The sequence below is a fragment of the Pseudomonas sp. NPDC096917 genome (genome assembly GCF_044762555.1).
Lineage (GTDB): Bacteria > Pseudomonadota > Gammaproteobacteria > Pseudomonadales > Pseudomonadaceae > Aquipseudomonas.
The window spans coordinates 109,831-135,231 of the sequence record NZ_JBIWEO010000010.1 but is presented as its reverse complement, the minus strand read 5'-3'; the positions used below and the strand labels follow the sequence as shown (position 1 = coordinate 135,231).

At 58.1% G+C, this 25,401-nt stretch carries 18 protein-coding genes; 14 read left to right on the top strand and 4 right to left on the bottom strand.

Annotated elements, in window-relative coordinates; genetic code table 11:
- Positions 1–30 precede the first annotated feature (30 nt).
- Genes ACIQYF_RS13645 through ACIQYF_RS13635 form a run of 3 tightly spaced genes read right to left on the bottom strand, consistent with a single transcriptional unit; the run spans position 31 to position 3,101 of the window.
- Positions 31–1,431 carry an LLM class flavin-dependent oxidoreductase gene (locus ACIQYF_RS13645; RefSeq protein WP_402862285.1) on the bottom strand — a complete coding sequence of 467 codons (1,401 nt, stop codon included), beginning with the start codon at positions 1,429–1,431 and terminating at the stop codon, positions 31–33.
- A 4-nt stretch (positions 1,432–1,435) separates the two neighbouring features.
- Positions 1,436–1,882 (bottom strand): acyl-CoA dehydrogenase, encoded by a 447-nt coding sequence (locus tag ACIQYF_RS13640; protein ID WP_402862282.1) that lies wholly within the window; start codon positions 1,880–1,882, stop codon positions 1,436–1,438.
- Between the two features lie 16 nt (positions 1,883–1,898).
- Positions 1,899–3,101 (bottom strand): SfnB family sulfur acquisition oxidoreductase, encoded by a 1,203-nt coding sequence (locus ACIQYF_RS13635; protein ID WP_402862280.1) that lies wholly within the window; start codon positions 3,099–3,101, stop codon positions 1,899–1,901.
- A 377-nt stretch (positions 3,102–3,478) separates the two neighbouring features.
- Between ACIQYF_RS13635 and ACIQYF_RS13630 the strand changes: the two genes are divergently transcribed.
- A complete protein-coding gene (locus ACIQYF_RS13630) occupies positions 3,479–4,705 on the top strand; it encodes an acyl-CoA dehydrogenase family protein (RefSeq protein WP_402862278.1) in 1,227 nt (408 codons plus the stop codon).
- A gap of 82 nt (positions 4,706–4,787) precedes the next feature.
- On the opposite strand, the gene ACIQYF_RS13625 is transcribed toward ACIQYF_RS13630, so the two are convergent.
- The gene (locus ACIQYF_RS13625) at positions 4,788–6,143 is read right to left on the bottom strand and encodes an MATE family efflux transporter (RefSeq protein ID WP_402862275.1); all 1,356 of its coding nucleotides are present in this window, start codon (positions 6,141–6,143) and stop codon (positions 4,788–4,790) included.
- Between the two features lie 158 nt (positions 6,144–6,301).
- Here ACIQYF_RS13625 and ACIQYF_RS13620 point away from each other — a divergent pair, with 158 nt between their 5' ends.
- The 13 genes from ACIQYF_RS13620 to ACIQYF_RS13560 all read left to right on the top strand — a co-directional run bounded on the left by ACIQYF_RS13620 (position 6,302) and on the right by ACIQYF_RS13560 (position 25,363).
- Entirely contained in the window at positions 6,302–6,985 is a 684-nt protein-coding gene (locus ACIQYF_RS13620) for a response regulator transcription factor (RefSeq protein WP_019409082.1), read from the top strand.
- Entirely contained in the window at positions 6,963–8,351 is a 1,389-nt protein-coding gene (locus ACIQYF_RS13615; protein WP_402862270.1) for a sensor histidine kinase, read from the top strand. Before ACIQYF_RS13620 ends, ACIQYF_RS13615 begins: the two co-directional genes overlap by 23 nt.
- A 757-nt stretch (positions 8,352–9,108) precedes the next feature.
- Entirely contained in the window at positions 9,109–11,805 is a 2,697-nt protein-coding gene (locus tag ACIQYF_RS13610; RefSeq protein WP_402862267.1) for a TonB-dependent receptor, read from the top strand.
- A 196-nt stretch (positions 11,806–12,001) separates the two neighbouring features.
- Positions 12,002–13,840, top strand: a complete 1,839-nt coding sequence (locus ACIQYF_RS13605; RefSeq protein ID WP_402862587.1) for an extracellular solute-binding protein — start codon at positions 12,002–12,004, stop codon at positions 13,838–13,840.
- A 1-nt stretch (position 13,841) separates the two neighbouring features.
- Positions 13,842–14,912, top strand: a complete 1,071-nt coding sequence (locus tag ACIQYF_RS13600) for a microcin C ABC transporter permease YejB (protein WP_402862264.1) — start codon at positions 13,842–13,844, stop codon at positions 14,910–14,912.
- Complete coding sequence (locus ACIQYF_RS13595; protein ID WP_402862261.1) at positions 14,912–15,934, top strand: ABC transporter permease; 1,023 nt, start codon at positions 14,912–14,914, stop codon at positions 15,932–15,934. Before ACIQYF_RS13600 ends, ACIQYF_RS13595 begins: the two co-directional genes overlap by 1 nt.
- Before the next feature lie 15 nt (positions 15,935–15,949).
- Complete coding sequence (locus ACIQYF_RS13590; protein WP_402862258.1) at positions 15,950–17,548, top strand: ABC transporter ATP-binding protein; 1,599 nt, start codon at positions 15,950–15,952, stop codon at positions 17,546–17,548.
- 540 nt (positions 17,549–18,088) lie between these two features.
- Complete coding sequence (locus ACIQYF_RS13585) at positions 18,089–19,903, top strand: ABC transporter ATP-binding protein (RefSeq protein ID WP_402862255.1); 1,815 nt, start codon at positions 18,089–18,091, stop codon at positions 19,901–19,903.
- A 225-nt stretch (positions 19,904–20,128) separates the two neighbouring features.
- The gene (locus tag ACIQYF_RS13580) at positions 20,129–21,562 is read left to right on the top strand and encodes a TldD/PmbA family protein (RefSeq protein WP_402862252.1); all 1,434 of its coding nucleotides are present in this window, start codon (positions 20,129–20,131) and stop codon (positions 21,560–21,562) included.
- Positions 21,562–22,896, top strand: a complete 1,335-nt coding sequence (locus ACIQYF_RS13575; protein ID WP_402862249.1) for a TldD/PmbA family protein — start codon at positions 21,562–21,564, stop codon at positions 22,894–22,896. The genes ACIQYF_RS13580 and ACIQYF_RS13575 overlap by 1 nt, the downstream gene beginning before the upstream one ends.
- Before the next feature lie 483 nt (positions 22,897–23,379).
- Positions 23,380–24,192, top strand: a complete 813-nt coding sequence (locus tag ACIQYF_RS13570) for an energy transducer TonB (RefSeq protein ID WP_402862246.1) — start codon at positions 23,380–23,382, stop codon at positions 24,190–24,192.
- 65 nt (positions 24,193–24,257) lie between these two features.
- Positions 24,258–24,962, top strand: coding sequence for a MotA/TolQ/ExbB proton channel family protein (locus ACIQYF_RS13565; protein ID WP_402862243.1), 705 nt, complete (start codon positions 24,258–24,260; stop codon positions 24,960–24,962).
- Positions 24,962–25,363 carry a biopolymer transporter ExbD gene (locus ACIQYF_RS13560; RefSeq protein WP_048369966.1) on the top strand — a complete coding sequence of 134 codons (402 nt, stop codon included), beginning with the start codon at positions 24,962–24,964 and terminating at the stop codon, positions 25,361–25,363. The genes ACIQYF_RS13565 and ACIQYF_RS13560 overlap by 1 nt, the downstream gene beginning before the upstream one ends.
- Positions 25,364–25,401 lie beyond the last annotated feature (38 nt).

Here is a 25,401-nt window from a genome sequence, read left to right as displayed (position 1 = left end):
GCTTCTTTCGTTTAAATGAGCAACATTGCCTCAGGCGCGGTCTTTTTCCCGCGTCCGGTTCAGTTCACCGAGGTTACGGTAGGCAGCCCCCGGGTGCCAATCGGCCAGTTTCGGGCCTTCACCAAACAGCTTTTCGCGCAATGTCCCCGGCGCGTATTCCTTTTTGTACACCCCGCGTTTTTGCAGCTCCGGCACCAGCAAATCCACGGCGTCGATAAAGGTTTCGTGAGTCACCGCATAGGCCAGGTTGAAGCCGTCGACGTCGGTGTCGGCCACCCACTCTTCAAGCAGATCAGCCACGGTTTCAGGGCTGCCGACAAACAAGGGACCAAAACCGCCAATGCCCACCCAGTCGGCCAGCGCATTGGGCGTCCAGATGGTGTCTGGATCGGCGGTCGAGAAGGTTTCCACCGCTGATTGAATCGCGTTGGTGTGCACGTGTTTGAGCGGCTCGTCAGGTTTGAACTGGCTGAAGTCGATCCCGGTCCAGCCGGAGATCAAGGCCATCGCGCCTTCGTAGCTGACGTAGCTTTTGTACTCTTCAAACTTGGCTTTGGCCTTGGCGTCGGTCTCGCCGAGGATCACGGTTTGCAGGTTGAAAATCAGGATTTTCGACGGATCACGGCCCGCCTCAGCGGCACGACGGCGAATATCGGCCACGGTCTTTTTCAACAGCACTTTTGACGGCGCCGCCACAAACACGCACTCGGCCTGCTCGGCGGCAAACTGCTTGCCACGGCTCGATGCACCCGCCTGGTAGAGCACAGGCGTGCGTTGCGGTGAAGGCTCACACAGGTGGATGCCGGGCACCTGGAAGTGTTTGCCAACGTGCTGGATCTCATGAATTTTGCTCGGGTCACTGAACACTCGGCGCTCGCGGTCACGCAGGATGGCGCCCTCTTCCCAGCTGCCTTCCCAGAGTTTGTAGCACACTTGCAGGTATTCCTCGGCGTAGTCGTAACGTGAGTCGTGCTCAGTCAGGGCCTTTTGCCCGATGTTCTTGGCGCCGCTTTCCAGGTACGAGGTGACGATGTTCCAGCCTGCACGGCCCTTGGTCAGGTGATCGAGCGTGGACAGGCGCCGAGCGAATGGATACGGGTGCTCGAACGACAAGGACGCCGTTAGACCAAAACCCAGGTGTTCGGTGACCATCGCCATGGGCGGAATCAGTTGCAGAGGGTCATTGACCGGCACTTGCGCGCCTTGGCGAATCGCCGCATTGCCGTTGCCTTGATAAACGTCATAAATGCCCAGCACGTCGGCGATGAACAGCCCGTCGAACTTGCCGCGCTCAAGGATTTTGGCTAGATCGGTCCAGTATTCGAGGTCTTTGTACTGCCATGAGCGGTCACGCGGGTGCGCCCAAAGGCCGGGCGACTGGTGGCCCACACAGTTCATGTCGAAAGCGTTGAGACGAATTTCACGGGACATCGAATTACTCCTTAAGCTGCGGCGGCACGACGCCGTTCAAACGGTGGTTGCCAATCATCTGGTACTGCCAGCGCAAGGGCTCTCGGCCTTCCAGGGAGGGCCACGCCGGGCGACTGCCGGTCAGTTCTTGCTGCACGTTGCCCACCGCCTGCAACGCATCGGCGCTGGCGATCACCGCTTCAGCGGTTGCGACCTGGGTCTGGGCGGCGGTGCCGACAAAGTGTTCGGCGCGCTGGTAAAGCGCCTCGGCCACGTCGACACGGATCTGCAGGTCACCGAATTTGCCGATGATGTACGGGTCGTCTACGGCTTTGTTCAGGCCGCTGAGCGCCCATGGCTGGGCCTGTTCGCGCACAAACGTCAGGGTCTGTTCCAGGCCTTGGCGCGCCAGACGCAAATCGTGTGCAGCTGCCGCAAGCTGGCTGGGCAAAACAATTGCCGGGCTGTTCATAGTCGTGGTTCCTCGATCAATTCCAGGCATGGCGTGGGGGCTGGATGCCGTTGAGCAGGCGGTTGCCAATGAGGTGATATTTCCAGCGCACCGGGTCATGCAGGGTGTGGGTCCGCGCATTGCGCCAAAAACGATCCAGGTTATGTTTGCCGAGCACCGAGCGGGTGCCGGCCAGTTCGAAGAGTTTGCTGCTGGCAAGCAAAGCGATTTCAGCCGACAGCACTTTGGCCTGAGCCACAACCACAGAGGCCTCGGCCACGCTCTCTTCGCTGGGCGACGCCAATGCGTGATCGATGGCACGACCGGCCTTGGCCAGAATGGCGTCGGTGCCATGCAGGCGCCATTGCAGATCGCCAATCGCAGCAATTGTGTAAGGGTCTTGCCAGCCGTGCTCCTGCTGGCTGTCGACCCAAGGCCGCGCCAGCCGCGCGTGAATCAGCGCCTGTTCAAATGCGCCATGGGCGATGCCGGTGTCCACCGCCGCCTGAATAATCTGCGAGATCGGGCCGTCTGCGGTGGGCTCGTCAAATGCCTTATGAGCCGGGATGACGGCGCTCAGCGGAACACGCACCGCATTCAGCACAGCGCCGCCACTGGCGGTGGTGCGCTGACCGAAACCGTCCCAGCTGTCGATGATGGTCAGGCCCGGATTGTCACGCTCAACAAAGGCGATAAAAGCGCGATTCTGTTCATCCACCCCCACGGCCGGGACGATGTGAGCGAACAGCGCGCCGGTGCAGTAGAACTTCTCACCGTCGATCACCGCTTGTTCGTCTTCAAAGCGAATACGGGTTTGAAAAGCCCCGACGTTCTTGCTCTTGGACTCCGAAAAAGCATTGCCGAAACGCCAGCCGTCCAGCGCCTTGGCGTAGTAATAACGCTTTTGTTCTTCACTGCCGGTGTGCAACAGAATATCCAGCACGCCTAAGTGGTTTTGCGGAATTTGCCCCAGGGAAGAATCAGCGGCAGAAATGATTTTGATCACTTCGGCGACCGTCACATAAGACACCCCGGCGCCACCGTATGCCTTGGGCACGGTAATGCCCCACAGGCCACTGGCGGCAAACTCATCCAGCTCAGGCACCGGCAAGCGGCGGTCACGATCACGCACCGAGGCTTCTTCGGCAAAACGCACAGCCAACGCTTTAGCCACCTCGATGGCCTCGGCGTCCGACGTGATCACGTGGGCCTTGGCAGGGGGTGATACAGAAATGCTCATGGGCAGACTCCAATGCAATAAAAACACTGAAGGTGCTACTGCACAGGTCGTGCCGATTTTAAATAACGTTTAAATTCAATCACTTATAAAAACATGATTGATCAAGAAGGCTACAGCCAGCGTGCAATCTGTCCACTTGATGTTGGCCAGGCAACAGTTGGCAAACCAACACTTCAGCCAATCCAGAACCTGTAGGCACAAGCTTGCCCATACACGCAACTGTCCGATCTGCGTACAGCGTGTAAGGTTGTTGTTGCAAAACCAACAGTTGAGCGCTGTCAAACCCGGCAATAGCCCGCACTCTCGAGGGATGGAAGAACGGCACAGACTGTGCAACCGACATGCCAGTGACCTTTCATTGATGCAGGAGCATTGTCATGAGCCAAAACCCTTTGTCCGTCGGCACCGACTATGAAACGCTGGCCAATCGATTCCGCCCGCTGTTTCGGCAAATCGCCGCCGGGACGGTTGAGCGCGAGCAGGCCCGCGAACTGCCCTACGAGCCGATCCGCTGGCTGAAAGAAGCAGGCCTGGGCGCCATCCGGGTTCCGGTGGCATTCGGCGGCGCAGGAGCCTCAATCAGCCAGCTGCTTCAATTACTGATCGAGCTGGCCGAGGCCGACTCCAATATTGTGCAATCGCTGCGCGGCCATTTTGCCTTTGTTGAAGACCGCCTCAACGCCCCTCCAAGCCCGGCGCGGGATGCCTGGTTCGCACGCTTCGTGGCCGGTGACCTGGTGGGTAACGGCTGGACCGAAGTCGGCGCGGTGAAACTCGGTGAGGTCATCACCAAGGTACGGCCACAAGGCGCGGACTTTGTACTCAACGGCGCCAAGTACTACAGCACCGGCAGCATTTTTGCCGACTGGGTCGATGTGTACGCCCAGCGCTCGGACAACGGCGCCGATGTGATCGCCATCGTCGACGCCCGCCACGCTGGCGTCAGCCACAGCGATGACTGGGACGGCTTTGGCCAGCGCACCACCGGCAGCGGCACCTCGGTATATATCGATGTGCCGCTGAGTGCCGAACAGGTGATCCCGTTCGAAACCCGCTTCAAATACCAGACCGCCTTTTACCAATTGGTGTTGCTGGCCGTACTGGCCGGCATTGGCCGCGCGGTAGAGCGCGATGTGGCGCAGCAAGTGCGTGATCGCAAGCGCGTGTTCAGCCATGGCACGGCCGACACCACTCGCGGCGATGCGCAAATCCAACAAGTGGTCGGACAAATATCGGCACAGGTATATGCCGCCGAGGCGGCGACCTTGCGTTCGGCCGAGCCTTTGCAGCGCGCGTATATCGCGCGCGTTAGCGACGATACCGAAGCCGAACGCCAGGCCAATATCGATGCCGAAATCGAGACGTCAAAGGCCCAGATCGTGGTCTCGAAATTGATCCTGCGGGCCACCACCGACCTGTTCAACGCCCTCGGCGCTTCGGGTGTGAGCGTCGACAAGTCCCTCGATCGTCACTGGCGCAACGCCCGCACAGCCGCGTCGCATAACCCGTGGATCTACAAAGCACGGATTGTCGGGGACTGGACCATCAACGGCACCGAACCCCTGTACGTCTGGCAAATCGGAAATAGCGTTAAAGCGGGTTAAACCGGTTCACGGCTTCAACGCTGGGAGTCTGGCATGCCAACTTCCAGCGTCTGCACAGCCTCTTCGACAAACAGGTCAGCCCCTATACCAACCGCTGAATCGGCTTGTGCCGCCAGACCAAGCGGTAATACGCAGTCTGCATCACCAGCATCGCGATGTAGGTCACTGGAAACGCCATCCACACGCCTTCCAGGCCCAAGCGCGCATCAAGCGCATAGGCAACCGGCAGTTCAATGCACAGCACGCAGAATACGGTGATGCCCATCGGCACCAGCACTACGCCACTGGCGCGCATGATCCCGCTGATCGCGGCCTGAAAGCCAAACACCAAAATACTCCAGAGCATGATGTGCAGCAGGTGCTCAGCCCGCGCATGGGCCTGCACGTCAGTGATGAACAAGCCGAGCAACCAGTCGGACAGCACGTAGCCAAGCACCACCAGGCACCCGGTCAGGCACAGATTGATCAACAACCCCGTGCGCAGGATCGGCCCAATACGCTCGGCACGCCCGGCACCGATGGCCTGGGCGCCAAGGATCGACGCGGTGATGGCAATCGACAGCGCCGGAAACTGCACATAGTTGACGATTTGTGTCACCGCGCCATACGCCGCCGTGGCCTCAGAGCCATGGCTGTTCACCAGGGCCAGAATCACCAGCTCCGACAGCGATAACACCACCATCTGCAAGCCCGTCGGCAGGCCGATGCGCAGTACCTTGCCGAGAATTTCCCAGTTCAGGCGCAACGCCTGCAACAATTGTCGATCCGGCGACATGACATGTTTTTTATGACGCAAGCGCAGCACCAGAAACAGCATGGCCAACAGGTTACTCACCAAACCCGCCAGGGCCGCGCTCTGGATACCCATTTTCGGCAATCCCGCCCATCCAAGGATCAATGCCGGGGTTAATATCAGGCCCACGGTGGTGGAGACCATCAGCGCCAGCAACGGGGACACCGTGTCACTCACCCCTCGCAACAACTGTGTAAACAGGATAAACACCAGCAAGGTCGGCATGATCAGCATCATCATCCGGGCATACCCCACGGCATCGTCCAGTACGTCAACCGGGGTCCCCAGCGCCTGCAACGCCGAACGCGCGAAGACACTGCCCAGCACCGCCGCCGCCAGGCCGATCAAGGCCCCCAAGGTCAGCGTGGCGCCGGTGATCTGCTTGACCATCGCTGTTTCGCGCGCCCCCCATGCCTGACCAATCAGCACCGACGCCCCGGCGCCAAGGCCGATGACCAGGGCGATAAAAAAGAAAATAATCGGAAACATCCCCGACACCGCAGCCAGCGCTTGAGTCCCCAGCAGTTGCCCGACGTAGATGCCGTTAAGCGTGCCGGAAAAACTCTGCAAGAAATTCGAGAGCACCATCGGCGCGAGAAAAATCAGATAAATCTTCCACAGCGGCCGTTGCGAGGGGGTTTGCATAACGGAGGGGTCCTGATTAAAAGCGGTCACGCGTTATATCACGCCGGTGGTCTACCCTAATCTGAAGCAGAGCTGAACATGAAAGATTATTAAGAAACGTTTCAGCTTTTTAGAGGCAAAATGTGCTCACTGCTCAAAAGACCTAAACAGGTGACAGTATGACCCGCATTTTGACCATCGAAGATGATGCCGTAACGGCGAAAGAGATCGTGGCTGAATTGAGTAGCCACGGGCTGGAGGTTGACTGGGTCGCCAATGGCCGTGAAGGCCTGGTGCGCGCCGTGAGCGGCGACTATGACCTGATTACCCTCGACCGCATGCTCCCGGAACTGGATGGGCTGGCGATTGTGACCACCCTGCGCACGATTGGTGTGAGCACGCCGATTTTAATGATCAGCGCGTTGTCTGACGTGGACGAGCGAGTACGCGGCCTGCGAGCCGGTGGCGATGATTACCTGACCAAACCCTTTGCCAGCGACGAAATGGCCGCCCGGGTGGAAGTATTGCTGCGGCGCAAAAGCCCGGTCGACAAGCACGAAACCTCGTTGCGTGTGGCCGACCTTGAGCTGAATCTGATCACCCGCGAAGCCAGCCGCGCCGAGCAGCAATTGAGCCTGTTGCCCACCGAATACAAGCTGCTGGAGTTCCTGATGCGTAACACCGGGCAAATCCTTTCGCGGATGATGATTTTCGAAGAAGTCTGGGGCTATCACTTCGACCCGGGCACCAACCTGATCGACGTGCATATCGGGCGCCTGCGCAAGAAAATCGACCCACAAGGCCTGGTGCCGCTTATTCGCACTGTTCGAGGCTCGGGTTATGTCATTGCCGAACCCCTCTAAGGGCTGGCGTTCTTCCAGCAGCCGGCTGCTGGCGCTGTACAGCTTTTTGTTCGTGGCCTGGAGCTGCATCCTCATGGGGGTGCTGTATTACGAGGTCTCGGACTACTTGGGCAACTTGGCCAAGCACTCGTTGATGCAGCGCCAGCATCTGTTTGCGCGCTTTCATGGTGAGCAACTGGATGAGGCGCTCGCCACCAGCATGACATTCGATATGCGCGCAGTTGATGCCTATGGGCTGTTTGATCGGCAACACCAGCCCATCAGCGGCCCGATTCGGAGCATTCCGCCCGACCTGCCGCTCGATGGCCAGATTCACGAATTGGCCACGTGCATCGCTTCCGACGACCCCGATCTGCCACAAGACAGTTGTGACGCGGTTGCCACCCAGACTCAGGATGGACGCTGGCTGGTACTGGTGCGCGATAACGGCTCGCTGTTCGCCGTGACCCGGATCATCCTGCATGCGCTGATATGGGGCTTGTCGCTGACCATTATCCCTGGCATCGCTGGCTGGCACTTGCTGCGTCGCCGCCCGCTGCAGCGTATCAGGGCCATTCAGGCCAGCGCCGAGGCGATTGTTGCCGGCGACCTGACCTACCGCTTGCCGCTGTCCAACCGGCGTGACGAACTGGACATGCTGGCCGCTATCGTCAACGCCATGCTCGACCGTATCGAGCGGCTGATGCACGAGGTCAAAGGCGTGTGCGACAACATCGCCCACGACCTGCGGACCCCACTCACCCGCTTGCGCGCGCAGTTGTACCGGATTCAGCAGCAAGCCCTAGAAGGCTCGCCCGAAGCGCTGCAACTGGATGAAGTGATCGGTGAGACCGACACACTGATGGCACGCTTTCGCGGGTTATTGCGCATTTCCGAGCTGGAAGACCACCAGCGGCGTTCGGGTTTCCTGCAGCTCGAACCATTGGCCTTGCTTCAGGAGCTGTACGATTTTTACCTGCCACTGGCTGAGGAGGGACAGGTCACGTTGATTTTAGACACCCCGCCAACACTCCCCAGCCTGACGGGTGACCGCGCGTTGCTGTTTGAAGCACTGGCCAATCTGCTGAGTAATTCGATCAAGTTCACCCCACCGGGCGGCGAGGTGATTTTGCGGGCCACCGATGACGGAGGCAGCCCACGCATTGAAGTGCTCGACACCGGCCCCGGAATTCCAGAGGCCGAGCGCAAAGCCGTGTTCCAGCGTTTTTATCGCAGCGACGACAAGCACGCAGGCTTTGGTCTTGGCCTGTCCATCGTGGCCGCCATCGTCAACCTGCATGGCTTTGGCCTTGAAGTCGGCGGCCGTGAAGGCGGCGGCGCCAGACTGACGCTGCACTGCCGGCAAAGCCTGATCAACGTGGGCTAAGTACGAATAGAGGCCCAAAACCTCGTGATTGAAGTCAACGGCATCAACGTGAAGGCCTGTATTACCGACTGTGGCAACACCCGTCAGAGGGTTTGATAAGTGATGTCGACGAGCCAGGACGGGTTGTTGAGTATTAATTGACACGCTCCTTTAACCCCCTACAGGAGCGAGCTTGCTTTGATCTTTGAAAGATCAAAAGATCGCGAGGCGAGCGCGCTCTTTCAAGGGCTATCAACGCCCGGCACATCGTTTATTTAACGCCAAGGCGATAACCCGCTCACTTTTTAACTGTACGAATAATTAGCAGAAAACTGTTACATCAATGTACGGTTTCTAACAGCAAAGCCGCGCCCTGCCTGATTGTCAGACAATAAGAGTGCAGGCCATTCTTATTAAAGCCCTCCTTTCAACGTTCGCAAGAACGCGTCGTTTTAACGCGACCTAACCCTGCCTGCCCCCAACAAGCCATTGATATAAAAATTATAAAAAAGTTCACATGACTTACATCAATCAAACGTATTGGCACACCGGTTGCTTTACTCAACTTAACCGAAACAAATATTGGCCATTACCCATCATTAAAGAAATCCCGTTGTAACCACGCAGTACTGAATGCCGCGCGCGGACGCTGTTTTGTCCGCGCTGGGGGAGCGGCTTGCTTGAAGAAAGTGATTTGCCAAGGGTCGACACAACCCAGCCCCAGTCATGAGGGCCCACAAGGCCATGCCAATAAACATCTAAAAAGTCGGATGGAACCATGCAGAACCAGCGTTCAGGTTTTAACTTAAAACCACTTGTTGAAAGTCTGCAACGGCATCGTTTTGTGCCGTTGTATCTCGTCGCTCTGGGGATGAGCACGGGCCAGTTACAGGCGGCAGAGATAAGTGCGGCGCAGGACGCAAACAGCCAAGGGGCGACAGCACCGACCACCCAACTGCAACGCGTTGAGGTGACGGGCTCGGCCATTCGCCGGGTGGATGCCGAGACGGCGGTGCCCATCACCATTCTCAGCGTCGAACAATTGCGTAATGAGGGCGTAACCACCACCGCTGAGATCCTGCAACGGGTCACGGGCAACCAGTCACTGGTTAACGCAGCACGTTCGGTGGGTTCGTCATCAGGAGGCTCAAGCTTTGCCGACATGCGGGGTATCGGCGCCAACAAAACATTGGTGCTGCTCAACGGTCGGCGCTTGGGCAACAACGCGGTCGACGGTTCGGCGGTCGATCTCAACACCATCCCCTTCGCCGCCATTGAGCGGGTAGAAGTGTTGCGTGACGGCGCATCAGCCCTGTACGGCACTGACGCCATCGGTGGGGTCATTAACTTCATTACCAAAAAATCACTGACCGATGGCTCCCTCACCCTGGGCGGTGACACCCCAAGCCACAGCGGCGGTGGCAGCAGTCATGACTTGAATGCCAGCTGGGGTTATGGCGATCTGGAAAAAGACCGCTTCAACGTGTTCGGTGTGGTGGGCTACAACAAGCAGGACAGCCTGCAAGCCAAGGACCGCTCGTTCTCTCAAAGTTACGTGCCGGGCCGCGGCCTGGACCAAACCTCTGGCGTTTCGTACCCGGCTAACTACAGCCAGAATGGCGTGACCACCAACCCGTTGTCGGCCACCGGCTGCAACGGTACTAACCTGGTATCACGCCAAGGTGTGTGCCGTTACAACACCCGCGACTACTTGGACCTGGTGCCGGAAACCGAGAAAACCTCGTTCTTCGGCAAGGCCACCGGCAAGATCACCGATGACGACAACGTCAATCTGGAATACTTTTGGGCGCGCAATAACAACGCTGTCGCCATTGCCCCATCGACGCTGACCGGCCTGACCATGGACCCGACCTCGCCTTACTTCCCAGGCAACGGCATCACCCCGGCGTCCACCAGCGCGTCCTTTGATCCAACCCAGCCCATTGGTCTTAACTGGCGTGAAACCGCTGCCGGTGGCCGCTCAACCAAAGACCAGAACACCAGCCAACGCTTGGTGCTGAGCTTTGACGGCCTCGCCAAAGGCTGGGATTACAACCTCGGTGCTTCGTACAACCAAAACTCGGTGACCGAAAGCATCACCGGCGGTTTTGTCAGCGATTCCGCCATGATCGACGGCATTGCCAATGGCATCATCAACCCGTTCGGCCCACAAAGCGCAGCCGGCCAGCGGTTGATTGATGCCAACCAATACCACGGTCAGTACATCTCCTCTGTCGGACGCGTGTCGGCCATCGATGGCCGCGCCAGTCGTGAAGTGGGTGACTGGTTTGGTGCCGGCCCCTCCGGGCTCGCGGTCGGTGGCGAATACCGCCAAGAGAAATTCCATCAAAGTTACGCGCAGTACGCGGGTGACCTTGGCAGCCTCGGCGTCGACCCGGATGCGGGCGTCTCGGGTGATCGAACCGTCAAGGCGGTGTACACCGAATTGAATGTGCCGGTATTGGACAGCCTCGAACTGTCGGCCGCTGTGCGTCACGATAAATACAGCGACTTCGGCAGCACCACCAACCCGAAATACTCGTTCCGCTACCAGCCGATCAAAGAGCTCGTAGTGCGCGGTGCTTACAGCGAAGGTTTCCGCGCGCCATCGTTGTATGAGCTGTACAACCCGCAATACACCACCTACACCCAGGGTTTCTACAACGACCCCAGGCTGTGCACGGGCGGCACGGTGCAGCCGGGCGGCGATGCCGGTCGCGACTGCGGCCAGCAATTCCATAACCGCACGGGGGGGAATACCGATCTGTCGCCAGAAACAGCTCGCAACTTAACCTTGGGCTTTGTGTATCAACCGGTGCGTGAACTGTCTGTCGGCCTGGATTTCTGGTGGATTCACATCGCCAACCAGATCGCCGAGTTCCCTGAGTCCACGCTATTTGATGACCCCAACACGTATGCCGATCGCTACATTCGCAACGCCGATGGTTCCCTCAACTACGTACAGACCGGTCTCGCTAACCTGGGTGCGGTTAAAACCAGCGGTGTGGACGTCAGCGTTGACTACAAATTCCCCAACACGCCGTACGGCCAGTTCGGCCTGGGCCTGCAAGGCACTTATGTATCGCGCTATGACTACCAGACAACGATTGGTGGCAGCTACACCGACAAAGTCAGCGCGTTTCAAGACGACGGGATGATTGCGCGCTGGAAGCACGTCTTGAGCGGCACCTGGAACCTGGGTGCCTACCGCGCCTCGCTGGTTAACCGCTTTACCAGCAGCTACAAGGACGCCAACCCAGAAGCCAACGCTCGCGTGGCGTCGTACACCATATGGGATATTTCGGGGGGCTACACCTTCGACAAAACCGTGGACCTGGACGTCGGGGTTAAAAACCTGTTTGACCGCGACCCGCCGTTCACCAATCAGGCCTATAACTTCCAGAGTGGTTACGATCCACGTTATGCCGACCCGCTGGGTCGTACCTTCTTCGCCCGCGCGACTTACCACTTCTGAGTGCCGCCTGCAGAAACCGTCTTGCCCCTCACCGGGCAAGCGCCTATTTAGCGCACGACGGTGATCGTGTGGGAGCCGGGCAAGCCCGCTCCCACCTTTATTCCCATAGCCTTTGAGTACCGGGCTGTGAGATTTTTCAAAGCAGTCGATGATTCAACACGCGGCACAAGGAATTCCCATCATGTCTTCATGTTTCATGCCCCTGCTCCGCTCGCTGCTGGTACCGGTGCTGTCTTGCCTGTGCATCAGCGTCAGCGCCGCGCCCGGCCCCGCCATGACGGTTTATGGCGAAGCGCCCAAATACCCCGCAGGTTTCCAGCATTTCGACTATGTGAACCCGAACGCGCCCAAAGGCGGCTCGCTCAGCCGCTCGGCGATGGAAATTGGCCAGTTCAATTACATCGCGCCCTATATCGACCAAGGCACCGGTGTCGTACAGGTTGATCAATGGGTCTATTCGCCCTTGGCCTTTCGCTCACTGGACGAGCCCTACACAGTTTACGGACTGATCGCACAAACCATGGAACGCGATCCAGACGGCCTGTGGGTACGTTTTAATCTCAACCCCAAGGCCCGGTTCGCCGACGACACGCCGATCACCGCGCAAGACGTGGCCTTTACCTACAACACCCTGATGACCAAAGGCAGCCTGAGCTTTCGCATGCTCTATGGCGAGGTCAAGGACGTGGTCATCGAAGGGCCGCTGCAAATCCGTTTCGACTTCAACAGCAACCAGAACCGCACCCTGGCACTGGATTTGGCCAGCATGCGGATTTTGCCGCAGCATTGGTGGCAGACCCGCGACTTCGCCAACGGCGGCGGCTTCGAACCGCCATTGGGCAGCGGCCCCTATTCGGTGGCGCAAGTGGATCCGGGGCGCAGTATCAGTTTCGAACGCAACAAAAACTGGTGGGCCAAAGACTTGCCCGTCAGCAAGGGGCTGTACAACTTCGACCGCCTGACCGTGAATTTCTACAGTGACACCGACATCGCCCGCCAACTGCTCAAGGCCGGCGCCTTTGATTACAACCGCGAATTCTCGGCCACCGGCTTCAGCATCGGCTACGACGGCCCTGCCTTGACCGATGGGCGCCTGCAACGCGGGGTCTTCGCCAAGGACAAACCGGGCGCAGCGCAAGGCTTTGCTTTTAACCTGCTAAACCCGTTCTTTCAGGATCGCCGCGTGCGCCAGGCGTTGAGTTTGCTGTGGGACTTTGAGTGGACCAACAAGCAGATGATGCGCAATTTTTATGTGCGTCAGCAGAGCTACTTTCCAAAAAGTGAAATGGCTGCCACTGCCCTGCCCGACGCCCGCGAGCTAGAAATTCTGGAGCCGCTGCGTGGCAAGATTCCCGATGAAGTGTTCACCCAGGTGTACCAGCCCCCTAAAACCGATGGCAGCGGTTATATCCGCGACAAGCAACTGCAAGCGCTGGCGTTGCTAAAAGAAGCGGGCTGGAACCCCAAAGACAACAAACTGGTGAATGCCCAGGGTCAACAGCTGAGCTTTACTTTCCTGGATGGCCAAGGCGGTTTTGACCGCATGATCATGCCCTACAAGCGCACCCTGGCGCAGATCGGCATCAACATGGACATCCGCAAAATCGACTCTGCGCAATACGTCAACCGCCTCAACGCCCGCGACTACGACATGATCGTGGTGGCGTTCCCGCGCAGTGGTCAGCCCATCGTCTCGCCGGGCCGCGAAATGTACGACATGTTCGGTTCACGCAGCGCCACTCAGGTCGGCTCTTCCAATTCCTTTGTGTTGCGCGACCCAGCCGTCGACACCTTGCTCGACGGGCTGGTGCAAGCCAACAGCCGTGAAGAAATGGTGCACTACGCACGCGCCCTCGACCGGGTGCTGCAATGGGGCTACTACATGATCCCCAACTACTACTCGGTGGGCACCCCGACCGCGTACCTGAACCGTTTCGGCCGTCCGGCCCTGGAACCCAAGTTCGACGAGGGCCTGGACACCTGGTGGGAAGTCAGTAAAACCGCGCAAACCAACGCACAGTTGAAGGGGCATTGAGATGCTGCATTACATCAGTCGGCGTTTATTGCTCATCATCCCCACTTTGCTGTGCATTCTGGTGGTTAACTTTCTGATCGTCCAAGCCGCGCCAGGCGGGCCGGTTGAACAGGCTATTGCCCGTTTGCAGGGGTTCAGCGGCGGCTCGGTCGGCGGTGGCGGCGGTGAAATGGCCGCCGGGGGCTCCGGGGCCAGCCGCAGCAGCCGCGGCCTGGACCCGGCGCTGATCGAGGAAATCACCCAGCACTATGGCTTCGACAAACCCATGCATGAGCGCTTGTGGCTGATGCTCAAGAACTATGCACAGCTGGATTTCGGCAACAGCTTTTTCAGAGGAGCCAAGGTCACAGACCTGATCCTGCAAAAGCTCCCGGTTTCAATCTCGCTGGGTTTATGGGCCACGCTGATCACCTACCTGATCTCGATTCCTCTGGGCATCCGCAAGGCGATTCATAACGGCAGCGCGTTTGATGTGTGGACCAGCACTGCCATCATCATCGGTTACGCGATGCCCGCGTTTCTGTTCGCCATTTTGCTGATCGTGGTGTTCGCAGGCGGCAGTTATGTCAGTTGGTTTCCGATCCAGGGCATGGTCTCGGATGATTTCGACAGCCTGGGTTTTTTCGGCAAAATCACAGACTACCTGTGGCACATGGTGCTGCCGGTCAGTGCACTGGTCATTGGCGGCTTCGCCACGCTGACCATCCTCACCAAAAACAGCTTCCTCAACGAGATCAGCCGTCAGTACGTGGTCACCGCACGGGCCAAGGGCCTGACCGAACAACGGGTGCTGTACGGGCACGTGTTGCGCAACGCCATGTTGCTGGTGGTGGCCGCAATTCCCCAGGCGCTGATCGAGGTGTTCTTCGCCGGTTCCCTGCTGATCGAGACCATTTTCAACCTCGACGGCATCGGCCGCATGAGTTACGAGGCGGCGATCTCGCGGGACTATCCGGTAGTGTTCGGCACCTTGTTCCTGTTCACCTTGTTCGGGCTGCTGATCAAGTTGATCGGCGACATTGGCTACACCCTGCTCGACCCCCGTATCGATTTCTCGGCGAGGACTGCCTGATGTTTACCCTCTCTCCTCTGGGCCGTCGGCGCTTCGCCCACTTCAAGGCCAACCGCCGTGGCTGGTGGTCCCTGTGGCTGTTTGTCGGCCTGTTCGTGGTGTGCCTGGGCGGCGAACTGATCGCCAACGACAAACCCTTGGTTATCCATTTCAAAGACCAATGGTACTTTCCGATTGTTTCCAGCCACCTCGAAACCGACTTTGGCGGTGAACTGCCCTTCGAGCCTGATTACCGCAGCGACTATGTGCGCCAGCTGATTACCGGCCAAGGGGGCTGGATGCTCTTCGCCCCCATCCCGTTCAGCTCCGACACTGTCAATTACGACCTCAAGGTGCCCTCCCCCAGCCCGCCCAGTACCAACAACTGGCTGGGCACCGATGAACAGGCGCGCGACGTGCTGGCACGGGTGATTTTTGGCGCACGGATTTCCATCCTGTTTGCCTTGATCCTGACCGCCATCAGCGCGTTGGTGGGCATCACTGCCGGCGCCTTGCAAGGGTTTTACGGTGGGCTGGTGGACCTGATCGGCCAGCGTGTGCAAGAAGTCTGGGCCGGGCTGCCGGTGCTGTATTTGCTGATAATCCTTTCGGGGTTCATCGCCCCCAGTTTTTGGTGGCTGCTGGGGATCATGGCGCTGTTCAGCTGGCTGGCGCTGGTGGACGTGGTGCGCGCCGAGTTCTTGCGCGGGCGCAACCTGGAATATGTGAAAGCCGCTCGGGCATTGGGCCTGACCAATGGCGCACTGATGCGTCGGCACATTCTGCCCAACGCCATGACCTCGACCCTGACGTATCTGCCGTTCATCCTCACGGGCGCTATCGCCACCCTTACCGCGCTGGACTTTCTGGGCTTCGGCATGCCGCCGGGCACCGCCTCGCTGGGTGAACTGATCGGTCAGGCCAAGCGCAACCTGCAAGCCCCGTGGCTGGGCCTGACGGCGTTCTGTGCCCTGGCATTGATTTTGTCGCTACTGGTGTTTATCGGCGAAGCCTGCCGCGATGCCTTTGATCCCCGGACTTGAGAATTGAGAACTGCGATGAGCGACACTCTGATTGAAATACGTGACCTGCGCGTCGGCTTCGGCGGCAAGGAAGTCGTGCACGGGATCAACCTCGACATCCGCCGTGGCGAGTGCCTGGCGCTGGTCGGTGAGTCAGGCTCGGGCAAGTCGGTGACGGCGCACTCGATCTTGCGCCTGCTACCCGGCAAGAACGTGCAAACCCGAGGCAGCATCCGCTACAACGGTATCGATCTGGTGAGCGCCAGCCCTGCGCAACTGCGCAGCCTGCGCGGCAACCGCATCGCGATGATTTTTCAAGAGCCGATGACCTCGCTTAACCCGCTGCACACCGTGCAAAAGCAAATCAGCGAAATCCTCGTCACCCACAAGGGCCTGAAAAACCGCGCCGCCCGTGAACGTACGCTGGAGTTGCTGAATCTGGTGGGCATTCGTGACCCCGAGAAGCGCCTCAACGCTTACCCGCATCAACTGTCCGGCGGCCAACGCCAGCGAGTAATGATCGCCATGGCACTGGCCAACGAGCCAGAGCTGTTGATCGCTGACGAGCCGACCACGGCACTGGACGTGACCGTGCAACAAAAAATCCTCGAACTGCTGATCGACCTGCAACAACGCCTCGGCATGTCGTTGTTATTGATCAGTCACGACCTCAACCTGGTGCGCAAAATCGCCCAGCGCGTGTGCGTGATGCGTGGCGGTGAAATCGTCGAACACGCCGACTGCGAAGACCTGTTCCGCGCCCCGCAGCATCCTTACAGCCGCCTGCTGATCGAAGCCGAACCCAGTGGCCGCCCAGTGCCCGGCAATCACCTGCACAACCTGCTGGAAGTTGACAACCTCAAGGTCTGGTTCCCCCTGCCCAAGCCGTTATTCAGCCGTGAGCGGCATTACGTCAAGGCCGTGGACGGGGTCAGCTTTAAGCTGAAAAAAGGCAAGACCCTGGGCATTGTCGGCGAGTCTGGCTCGGGCAAATCCACACTGGGGCAAGCGGTACTGCGCTTGGTTGAGTCCGAAGGCGACATCCGCCTGGACGGCAAACAATTGAGCAGACTCAACCAGGACGCGCTGCGCCCGCTGCGCCGACAAATGCAGGTGGTGTTCCAGGACCCGTTCGGCAGCCTGAGCCCGCGCATGTCGGTGCAGCAGATCATCAGCGAAGGCCTGCTGGCCCACGACATCGGCACCGAGCAAACGCGTGAAGATGCAGTGATTCGTGTGCTGCAAGAAGTCGGGCTCGACCCCGAAAGTCGGCATCGTTACCCGCACGAATTCTCGGGTGGGCAGCGCCAGCGTATTTCCATCGCCCGGGCGCTGATCATGGAACCCGAGTTGATATTGCTCGACGAACCCACCTCGGCGCTGGACCGCACCGTGCAAAAACAAGTGGTGGATTTGCTGCGCGACTTGCAAGCCCGGCATGGCCTGACCTACCTGTTCATCAGCCACGACCTGGCGGTGGTGCATGCGCTGGCCCACGACATGATCGTGATCAAGGACGGCAAAGTGCTAGAGCAAGGCGATGCACAATCGATCTTTGAAAACCCGCAGCATCCGTATACCCAGGAGCTGTTGCAGGCCAGTAGTTTGAAGCCGGTTCGAGCAGAGTTAGCCTGAGAACGCCAATTCTTTGTTGGAGCGAGCTTGCTCGCGATCTTTTGATGTTCAAGATCAAAAGATCGCAGCCGTTGGTAGCGCCCACGATTAGAGCGTTATATTTTTTTACGAATTTTTACCTAACTTGGCACAGTTTTTCCTTGTCATTCGCCGTTAGCAATTCACCGGTTGAATTTACGGCTTCCGGGGTGTGTAACCCGCACCAATTGCGAACGCGGACGCAAACTCTGTCCAGATTCAGTGCAAAGACTGGCCAAAAGTCATGTCAATGACCGACTGCTTTAAAGGAATAAGAACGATGTCTGATGTCTGCACGCTGCAAAGAATGTCCCGACTGCGCCCCTACGCGTTCGCCTCATGTTTACCCTCCTGCACCACTCAATCCCCTCCAGGCATCGATACATAGCCTGAACGGCGTCGTCTTGCCCGGCATGCATATGGGCGCTGGATAGACGCATCCTGCACTTCGAAATGCCCGTACTTGGCCCACTCTCTTAGAGCGGCCAAAGCGGACTTCTTTGCTTTGAGAAAAGGTCAGTCATGTCTGAAGTTGACGCTATTTCCGTTCCGCCCAAACGGCCGTGGGCTTTTGTTTGGCATTACATCCGCCTGTACCCGCGCTGGTATTGGGCCATCGCCTTGTTGCAAATCGGCGCCGCGATGACCGCCACCTTGATGCCGTACGCCATTGGCCGGATTACCGGCGCGGTCAGTGATGGCGCGTGGGATCACGCTGACGTCTGGCAGGCCAGTCTGCCCGCACTGGGCCTGTTGTTCGGTCTGGCAGTGGCTCAAATGCTCTGCGCCCGTGGCGCAACACTGTGCATGATCATGGTTAGGCCGCAGCAAAAAATACGCATCGTGCGGGATTTGTTCGCCTACTTGCAGCGCCATTCTGCGCGCTATTTCGGCGAGCATTTTGCCGGCAGCCTGGCGCACCGCATCGGTGAAGGCAGCATCGGGTTGCTGGAAATCACCTGGTCACTGGTGGTCGAAATGCTGCCGATTCTGGTGGTACTGGTCACCAGCCTGGTGTTACTGACCCTGGCGTCACCCTGGCTGGGGTTGGGTTTGCTGTTGTGGGTGATGGCATATTCACTGCTGGCCTTTGTGCTGTCACGCAAGGCGCAAGTGCTGGCCGCGAATCATGCGCAGGCACGCAGCGTCACCACCGGCAAGATTGTCGACGCCGTGAGCAACCTGGCCAGCATCCGTCTGTTTGCCCGCCAGGACTTCGAACTCGGCTACCTGACCCGTTACCAGACCCAGGAAAAACAGGCCGCGCAACGCTCGTTTTTCTATCAGGAAAAAATCCGCCTGTTACAGGACAGCCTGTCGATTGTGTTGCGCGTCGGCCTAGTCGCCCTGGCGTTGTATTTGTGGCACCTGGGCAAAATCGACGTCGGTCAGTTGGTGATGGTGGCCACCCTGGGCCTGATGATCGTGGCTCAGTGCAGCTTCCTGAGCATGCAGTTCATGCATTTCTTTGAGTTCATCGGCAACATCGAAAACAGCCTCAACACCTTGCTCCATCCGCACGAAATGCCGGATCGGGTGAATGCCGTGCCCGCCGACATTAAAAAAGGCGCCATTGAGTTTCGCGGCGTGAACTTCGGCTACAGCCCGGACAAGCCGATTTTCAAGCACTTCAACCTTCACATTCGGGCCGGTCAGCGGGTTGGGATTGTCGGGCTGTCCGGCTCCGGCAAGTCGACACTGCTCAACCTGCTGTTGCGTTCGTATGACCCGCAAAAAGGCAAAGTCGTGGTGGATGGCGTTGATATTCAAGACATGACTCAGCAATCGCTGCACAGCCATATCGGCCTGATCCCACAGGAACCGGGCTTGTTTCACCGCTCCCTGCGGGAAAATATCGGTTACGGCGACGTACACGCCAGCGAAGCACAGATCGTATTGGCCGCCAAACGCGCCCACGCCCACGACTTTATCCTGCATATGCAGGACGGCTATGACGCTTTGATTGGCGAACGCGGTGTCAAATTGTCAGGCGGTCAGCGCCAGCGCATTGCCATTGCGCGGGCCTTGCTGAAAAACGCACCGATTCTGGTGCTCGATGAAGCCACCGCCAGCCTCGATTCAGAAACCGAAAGTCTGATTCAAAATAGCCTGGACGACATCATGGCGGACAAGACCGTACTGGTGGTCGCCCATCGTCTTTCAACCATCGCGCATCTGGATCGCATTGTGGTACTGGACAAGGGGTTAATTGTTGAAGATGGCAGCCACCAGCAGTTACTTGAACTAAGAGGTCTTTACTACCGTTTGTGGCAACACCAATCAGATGGTTTATTGAGTGAAACTGACGTTTTAAAAGATGACTTGTTAGTCACGTAATTACCCACACGCGCGCACTTATCAATAACCCGTGGGCATTAAAACTTTTAATTGAGTCAGTGCGCCCTGCCCTACCGGGTGTTTATACAACTGATCTAAGCGATCAACCCATACGCCCCAACACACACTGTTTGGAGGCAAACCCAGTGAACATTGCCCGTGTTCATTAACCCTATAAGGCTCTGTCATTAAAACTGGGGCCTTGTTCTGAAAAGGACAGTCATGATGAGTAATGCACAATCGTCGCTCAGACGATTTATGCAAACCTGCGCGCATTTGCCCGACTTTGTTTCCCTGCGCTTGGTAGAACAGCAATCACACACCTTGGCCGTGAGCCGCAATGTGATTGAACCGCCCTTCCTGCGCAACGAATGCGGGGTGATGGTGTGCGTGCATGTCGACGGCCAACAAGCCTTTTGTGCGACCAGCGACATCTCCTTGTCGGGCCTGCAACAGGCGCTGGAACGTGCACAACAAACGGCCAAAGCCCTGCACGGCCACGCCCTGTTACAGCACCCGGCGATGAAAAATCAGGGCGTTCAGGCGCACTACCGCTCCCCTGAACTGGACCTGCCGTTGCCGGACACTGCCGAGTGGTTGGCGCTGTTAATGGAAACCTCCCGGCAAGTGCCCAACGACCCGCGACTGGTGCATTGGTCGGCCCGCCTGCGCGTGGTGCAAGAACAACAGCTGTACCTGGACAATCAGGGCTCAGAGATTTTGCGCAGCCAGCAGCAGTTATTCCCCGAAATTGGCGTCAACGCCTTTGATGGCCAGCAAAGCCAGCGCCGCACCTATCAGGTTGCCCAGCAAGGCAGCGCCAACATCGTGACTCACGCAGGCTTTATGGATGAGGCGCGTCGCGTCGCCGATCAGGCACTGCAATTATTACTGGCCCCCAATACTCCGCAAGGCCCGCGGGACGTGCTCTTGATGCCGGATCAGATGATCCTGCAAATCCACGAGTCGATTGGCCATCCCCTCGAACTGGATCGAATTTTAGGCGATGAACGCAACTACGCGGGCACCAGCTTTGTGACCCCAGACATGTTTGGTCATTACCGCTATGGCTCCGAGTTGTTGAATGTCAGCTTCGACCCGAACGTCGCGGGCGAACTGGTGAGCTACAGCCATGACGATGAAGGTTTGCGAGCCGAAAAACAGCTGCTGATCAGTCAGGGCATTTTGCAGCGGCCCATGGGCGGCGCGCTGTCCCAGGCTCGCAGCGCTTTGCCGGGCGTCGCCAACAGTCGCGCCTGCAGCTGGAACCGGGCACCGATTGATCGCATGGCCAACCTCAATATCGAACCCGGCGATCAGTCGATGCAGCAGCTGATTGGCGGCATCGAACACGGCATTTTAATGGCCACCAACCGCTCCTGGTCGATTGACGATGCGCGCAACAAATTCCAGTTCGGCTGCGAATGGGGCCAATTGATCGAAAACGGAGAGCTGGGCGCGGTGGTCAAAAACCCGAATTATCGCGGAATTTCGTCACAGTTCTGGCGCAAGTTGAGCGCCGTGGGGGATGCCTCGACTAACTCGATCATGGGCACGCCCAATTGCGGCAAGGGCGAACCCAACCAGGGAATCACCGTTGGCCACGCGTCCCCGGCCTGCGTTTTTAGCCATCTTGATGTGTTCGGAGGCCAAGCCTGATGAGCAATTGCCGATTCGCCAGCACCTTCAAAACGCTGGAACACTGGCTCAAACACCAGTTGCACGCCCAAGAGCATTTCACGCTGTGGTACGCCGCCGAAGACAGCCAGTTCGTGCGTTTCAATCACGGCAAAGTGCGTCAGGCCTATCCGGTGCTGCAAATTGAGTTGACCGTGCGCCTCATTCTCGGCGAGCGACACGCCAGTGCGCGGATAAACCTGAGCGGTGAGTTCGAACAGGACACCCTGCAATTGGGCCAGACCCTCGCTCAACTGCGCGGCGTACTCGATGTACTGCCCGCCGATCCGTATTTATTACTCAACACCCAAGTGTGGGCATCTGAACGCCAAGTGCCGGGGCGCGTTCCTGAGTTGCAGCAGGTCATCGACAGTATTTGTGGCTTGAGCCAAGGCCTGGACATGGTCGGCATTTACGCCGCCGGCACGCTGTATCGCGGGTTCGCCAACAGCTGGGGCGCCAGCGGCTGGCATGAATGCGCCAACGCGCTGTTTGACTGGAGCCTGTTCGATGCCAGTGGTGAAGCGGTCAAAAGTACCTATGGTTCGGCCGATTGGGATGCACAGGTTTTAAGCGATTTGTTTGTGAAGGCCCGTGAGCAACTGCACCACCTGAGCACACCGCGAATCAGTCTCAAACCCGGACAGTACCGAGCTTATCTGGCACCTGCGGCATTGGATGAAGTGTTGTCGATGCTCAGTTATGACGCATTTTCGGCCAAGACGTTGGCCAACCGCCAAAGTGCGCTGCAACAATTGCAGCTCGGCAAGCAGCAATTGTCGCCCTTGGTGAACCTGCGCGAGCAACCTTCGAGCGGTTTTGAACCTGGCTTCGGGCATGACGGTGCACCACGACAGGACGTTGACCTGATCCAGGCCGGGCAACTGGTCGGGCAGTTGGTCAGCTCACGTTCGGCCGCCGAATACGGCTTGCAAGCCAACGGTGCCGACCAACAGGAAATACCCCACACACTGGTCATGGCACCCGGCGAACTGGCCACTGCGGATGTGTTGCGCGAACTGGGAACAGGCTTGTACATCAGTAACTTGTGGTACTTGAACTATTCCGATGTGGGCTCGGCACGCCTGACCGGCATGACCCGTTTTGCAACCTTCTGGGTTGAAAACGGACAGATCGTCGCGCCCATCGAAACCATGCGTTTTGATGACAGCGTGTACGACATGTTGGGCACACATTTGCTGGCCCTGACGCGCGAGCAGACCTTGTGCATCGACACTCGCACCTATGAGCGTCGCTACCTGGACAGCCATGTGCTGCCGGGAGCTCTGTTAGAGCACTTGACCCTGACGCTCTAAAGCATCGGCCACGTTATGCACTATTAATAGGCAACGCTCATTACTTTGGTGCACTGTTTTATGACCAGACCCAAATAACGTTTGATTGTCAGACAATACTAGCGATTATCAAAGTCTACAACTAAGCCCATTATTAGTTCCAAGTGGCGTTAATTAAGCACGCAACTAATTAACGCCACCGTTTTTATGAAACTGCGTCGAACATCCTGAATATTTGCTTATGAAAACTGCACATTCTTAATGTTGGCACAGCCGTTGCTATACATAATTTAACGAAATCTTACAAAAAACCAAGAATCGATCCGTTGACTTAACTAGCAGGAGCTCAAATGACAACTTCCCCCCGCAGTGGCTAAACCCGTTTGCACGTGCCCCATCACGTGAACGAACGCCATTGAAGTAACCGTTGAACCCATAGTTCTCGTCCCTGCACGCAAGGGCGAACGGAGCCTTATTGCCCTTCATTTTGTCGAGGGACTCTTAATGAGTGACGAGGTAAAACATAAAGAGCGGCCTGCCTCTCTACTCGGCGCTGAGCGTGTGCAGCTGTGGACTCATATTCCACATGTGCCCAACACCTCGCAGCCGGGCGGACTGAGCAAGCCGCACATCCTGCTGCTGATCGGCGTAGTTGCCGTGCTGCATGGCAGCGCATGGTGGTTTTTCCAGCAGTCCAGACCCGCCCCGGTGATGACCCCACCGGAAATTCCGGAAATGACCGTCGAGCTCACAAGTCCGGCGCCACCGGCACCGCCTGTCGAGGAACCGCCGCCACCGCCACCGCCGCCAGAACCTGAAGCACCGCAAGAAGATGAAGATGCGGTCAAGGAGCCGCCACCCAAACCGGTGGAGAAACCCAAGCCCATTGAAAAACCCAAACCGGTGGTCAAGCCCAAGCCGGTGCAGAAACCACAACCGCCCAAGCCCGCACCACAGGCTCCCGCGGCTCCAGCTGCGCCCACCGCGCCAACAGCGCCCGCAGCCCCGGCAGCAGCGCCTGGACCGGTAAAAGAAACAGCCGCGGTCTCCGGGCTGGCCAGCCTTGGCAACCCGCCACCGGAATACCCGGCCCTGGCATTGCGCCGCAATTGGGAAGGTTCGGTGGGGTTAAAAATCAAGGTGCTGCCCAACGGGCGTGCCGGGTCAGTGGAGGTCACCAAGTCCAGTGGCAAGCAAGCGCTGGATGACGCCGCCGTAGAAGCTGTACGCAACTGGAAGTTTGTCCCGGCCAAACGCGGGGACACACCGATAGAAGGGTTCGCCACCCAGACCATTGCTTTCAAATTGCCGGAATAACCTCACCGGGTTACCGACATTTATTTAATTAGCCGCGTTATTTAACCGCAGTGCGAGGTATAGCCATGAACGAGTCTCTGTCTTCCATGATTGTCCCGGGAGTACTTTGGGCATTGGTGTTTTTTTCGGTGATAAGTTGGGCCCTGTTGCTCATCAAGTCATCGCAATACCTGCGTCAGAAATCCCAGAACAAGCAATTCACCAAAGCCTTCTGGGCCGCCCCCGACTTGCTGACCGCAGCCGAACACGCCAGCCAGTACCCAGGCTCCCTGGCCCGCATCGCCAACAGTGGTTTTGAAGCCATGATCGTCGATGACACGCCACGCACCACGCAACAGTTGGCCAACACCATCAACCGTTCCGACCGCCTGGAACGCAACCTGCGCCAGCAAATCCAGAAAGAGCGTCGCGCCCTTGAAAGTGGCCAGGCGATTCTCGCCAGTATCGGCAGCACCGCGCCCTTCATCGGACTGTTCGGGACGGTCTGGGGCATCATGGAAGCCCTGCAAAGCATCGGCGCCAGTGGTTCCGCCAGCCTGGAAACGGTTGCCGGGCCTATCGGCCACGCCTTGATCGCAACGGGTGTCGGCATCGCCGTCGCGGTACCTGCCGTGCTGATTTACAACTTCTTCCTGCGCCGTCTCAAACTGGCCTCGGCCAACATGGACGATTTTGCCCATGACTTCGACGCCCTCGCCCAGCGCAGCGCCTTCGCCATCGACCGCCAGGCCATTGCCACCAAGCGCACCGCAGTGCGGGAGGCAAGCTGATGTCTTTCTCAACCCAAGACAGTGATGAAGTGCTCAGCGAAATGAACGTCACCCCGCTGGTGGACGTGATGCTGGTCCTGCTGGTGGTGTTCATCGTGACCACGCCGATGATGACCAACGCGATCAAAATCAACCTGCCCAAGACTGACGCCGTGGCCACCGAGAAAAAGAAAGACCCGGTGGTGGTCAGCGTCGATCAAGACGGCAAATTCTTCCTGGCCAAAAACGAAGTGGCCCCTGAACTGTTGGAAAAAAGCCTGCAGGACGTCAAGGCCCAAGACCCGGAAGTACGGGTGCAGTTGCAGGCTGACGAGGGTGTCAATTACGGCCAGGTGGCTAAGGCCATGGCCTCGATTGAGCGCTCCGGCATTACCAAGATCTCGGTGATGACCGCGAGGTAACTGACGACACCACCGCGACAGCTCCCGCACAGGTGATT

Excerpts from the sequence above, each read along its gene's own strand:
- ACIQYF_RS13645 (WP_402862285.1), bottom strand. The coding sequence starts at position 1,431 with ATGTCCCGTGAAATTCGTCTCAACGCTTTCGACATGAACTGTGTGGGC.
- ACIQYF_RS13640 (WP_402862282.1), bottom strand. The coding sequence starts at position 1,882 with ATGAACAGCCCGGCAATTGTTTTGCCCAGCCAGCTTGCGGCAGCTGCA.
- ACIQYF_RS13635 (WP_402862280.1), bottom strand. The coding sequence starts at position 3,101 with ATGAGCATTTCTGTATCACCCCCTGCCAAGGCCCACGTGATCACGTCG.
- ACIQYF_RS13630 (WP_402862278.1), top strand. The coding sequence starts at position 3,479 with ATGAGCCAAAACCCTTTGTCCGTCGGCACCGACTATGAAACGCTGGCC.
- ACIQYF_RS13625 (WP_402862275.1), bottom strand. The coding sequence starts at position 6,143 with ATGCAAACCCCCTCGCAACGGCCGCTGTGGAAGATTTATCTGATTTTT.
- ACIQYF_RS13620 (WP_019409082.1), top strand. The coding sequence starts at position 6,302 with ATGACCCGCATTTTGACCATCGAAGATGATGCCGTAACGGCGAAAGAG.
- ACIQYF_RS13615 (WP_402862270.1), top strand. The coding sequence starts at position 6,963 with ATGTCATTGCCGAACCCCTCTAAGGGCTGGCGTTCTTCCAGCAGCCGG.
- ACIQYF_RS13610 (WP_402862267.1), top strand. The coding sequence starts at position 9,109 with ATGCAGAACCAGCGTTCAGGTTTTAACTTAAAACCACTTGTTGAAAGT.
- ACIQYF_RS13605 (WP_402862587.1), top strand. The coding sequence starts at position 12,002 with ATGCCCCTGCTCCGCTCGCTGCTGGTACCGGTGCTGTCTTGCCTGTGC.
- ACIQYF_RS13600 (WP_402862264.1), top strand. The coding sequence starts at position 13,842 with ATGCTGCATTACATCAGTCGGCGTTTATTGCTCATCATCCCCACTTTG.
- ACIQYF_RS13595 (WP_402862261.1), top strand. The coding sequence starts at position 14,912 with ATGTTTACCCTCTCTCCTCTGGGCCGTCGGCGCTTCGCCCACTTCAAG.
- ACIQYF_RS13590 (WP_402862258.1), top strand. The coding sequence starts at position 15,950 with ATGAGCGACACTCTGATTGAAATACGTGACCTGCGCGTCGGCTTCGGC.
- ACIQYF_RS13585 (WP_402862255.1), top strand. The coding sequence starts at position 18,089 with ATGTCTGAAGTTGACGCTATTTCCGTTCCGCCCAAACGGCCGTGGGCT.
- ACIQYF_RS13580 (WP_402862252.1), top strand. The coding sequence starts at position 20,129 with ATGAGTAATGCACAATCGTCGCTCAGACGATTTATGCAAACCTGCGCG.
- ACIQYF_RS13575 (WP_402862249.1), top strand. The coding sequence starts at position 21,562 with ATGAGCAATTGCCGATTCGCCAGCACCTTCAAAACGCTGGAACACTGG.
- ACIQYF_RS13570 (WP_402862246.1), top strand. The coding sequence starts at position 23,380 with ATGAGTGACGAGGTAAAACATAAAGAGCGGCCTGCCTCTCTACTCGGC.
- ACIQYF_RS13565 (WP_402862243.1), top strand. The coding sequence starts at position 24,258 with ATGAACGAGTCTCTGTCTTCCATGATTGTCCCGGGAGTACTTTGGGCA.
- ACIQYF_RS13560 (WP_048369966.1), top strand. The coding sequence starts at position 24,962 with ATGTCTTTCTCAACCCAAGACAGTGATGAAGTGCTCAGCGAAATGAAC.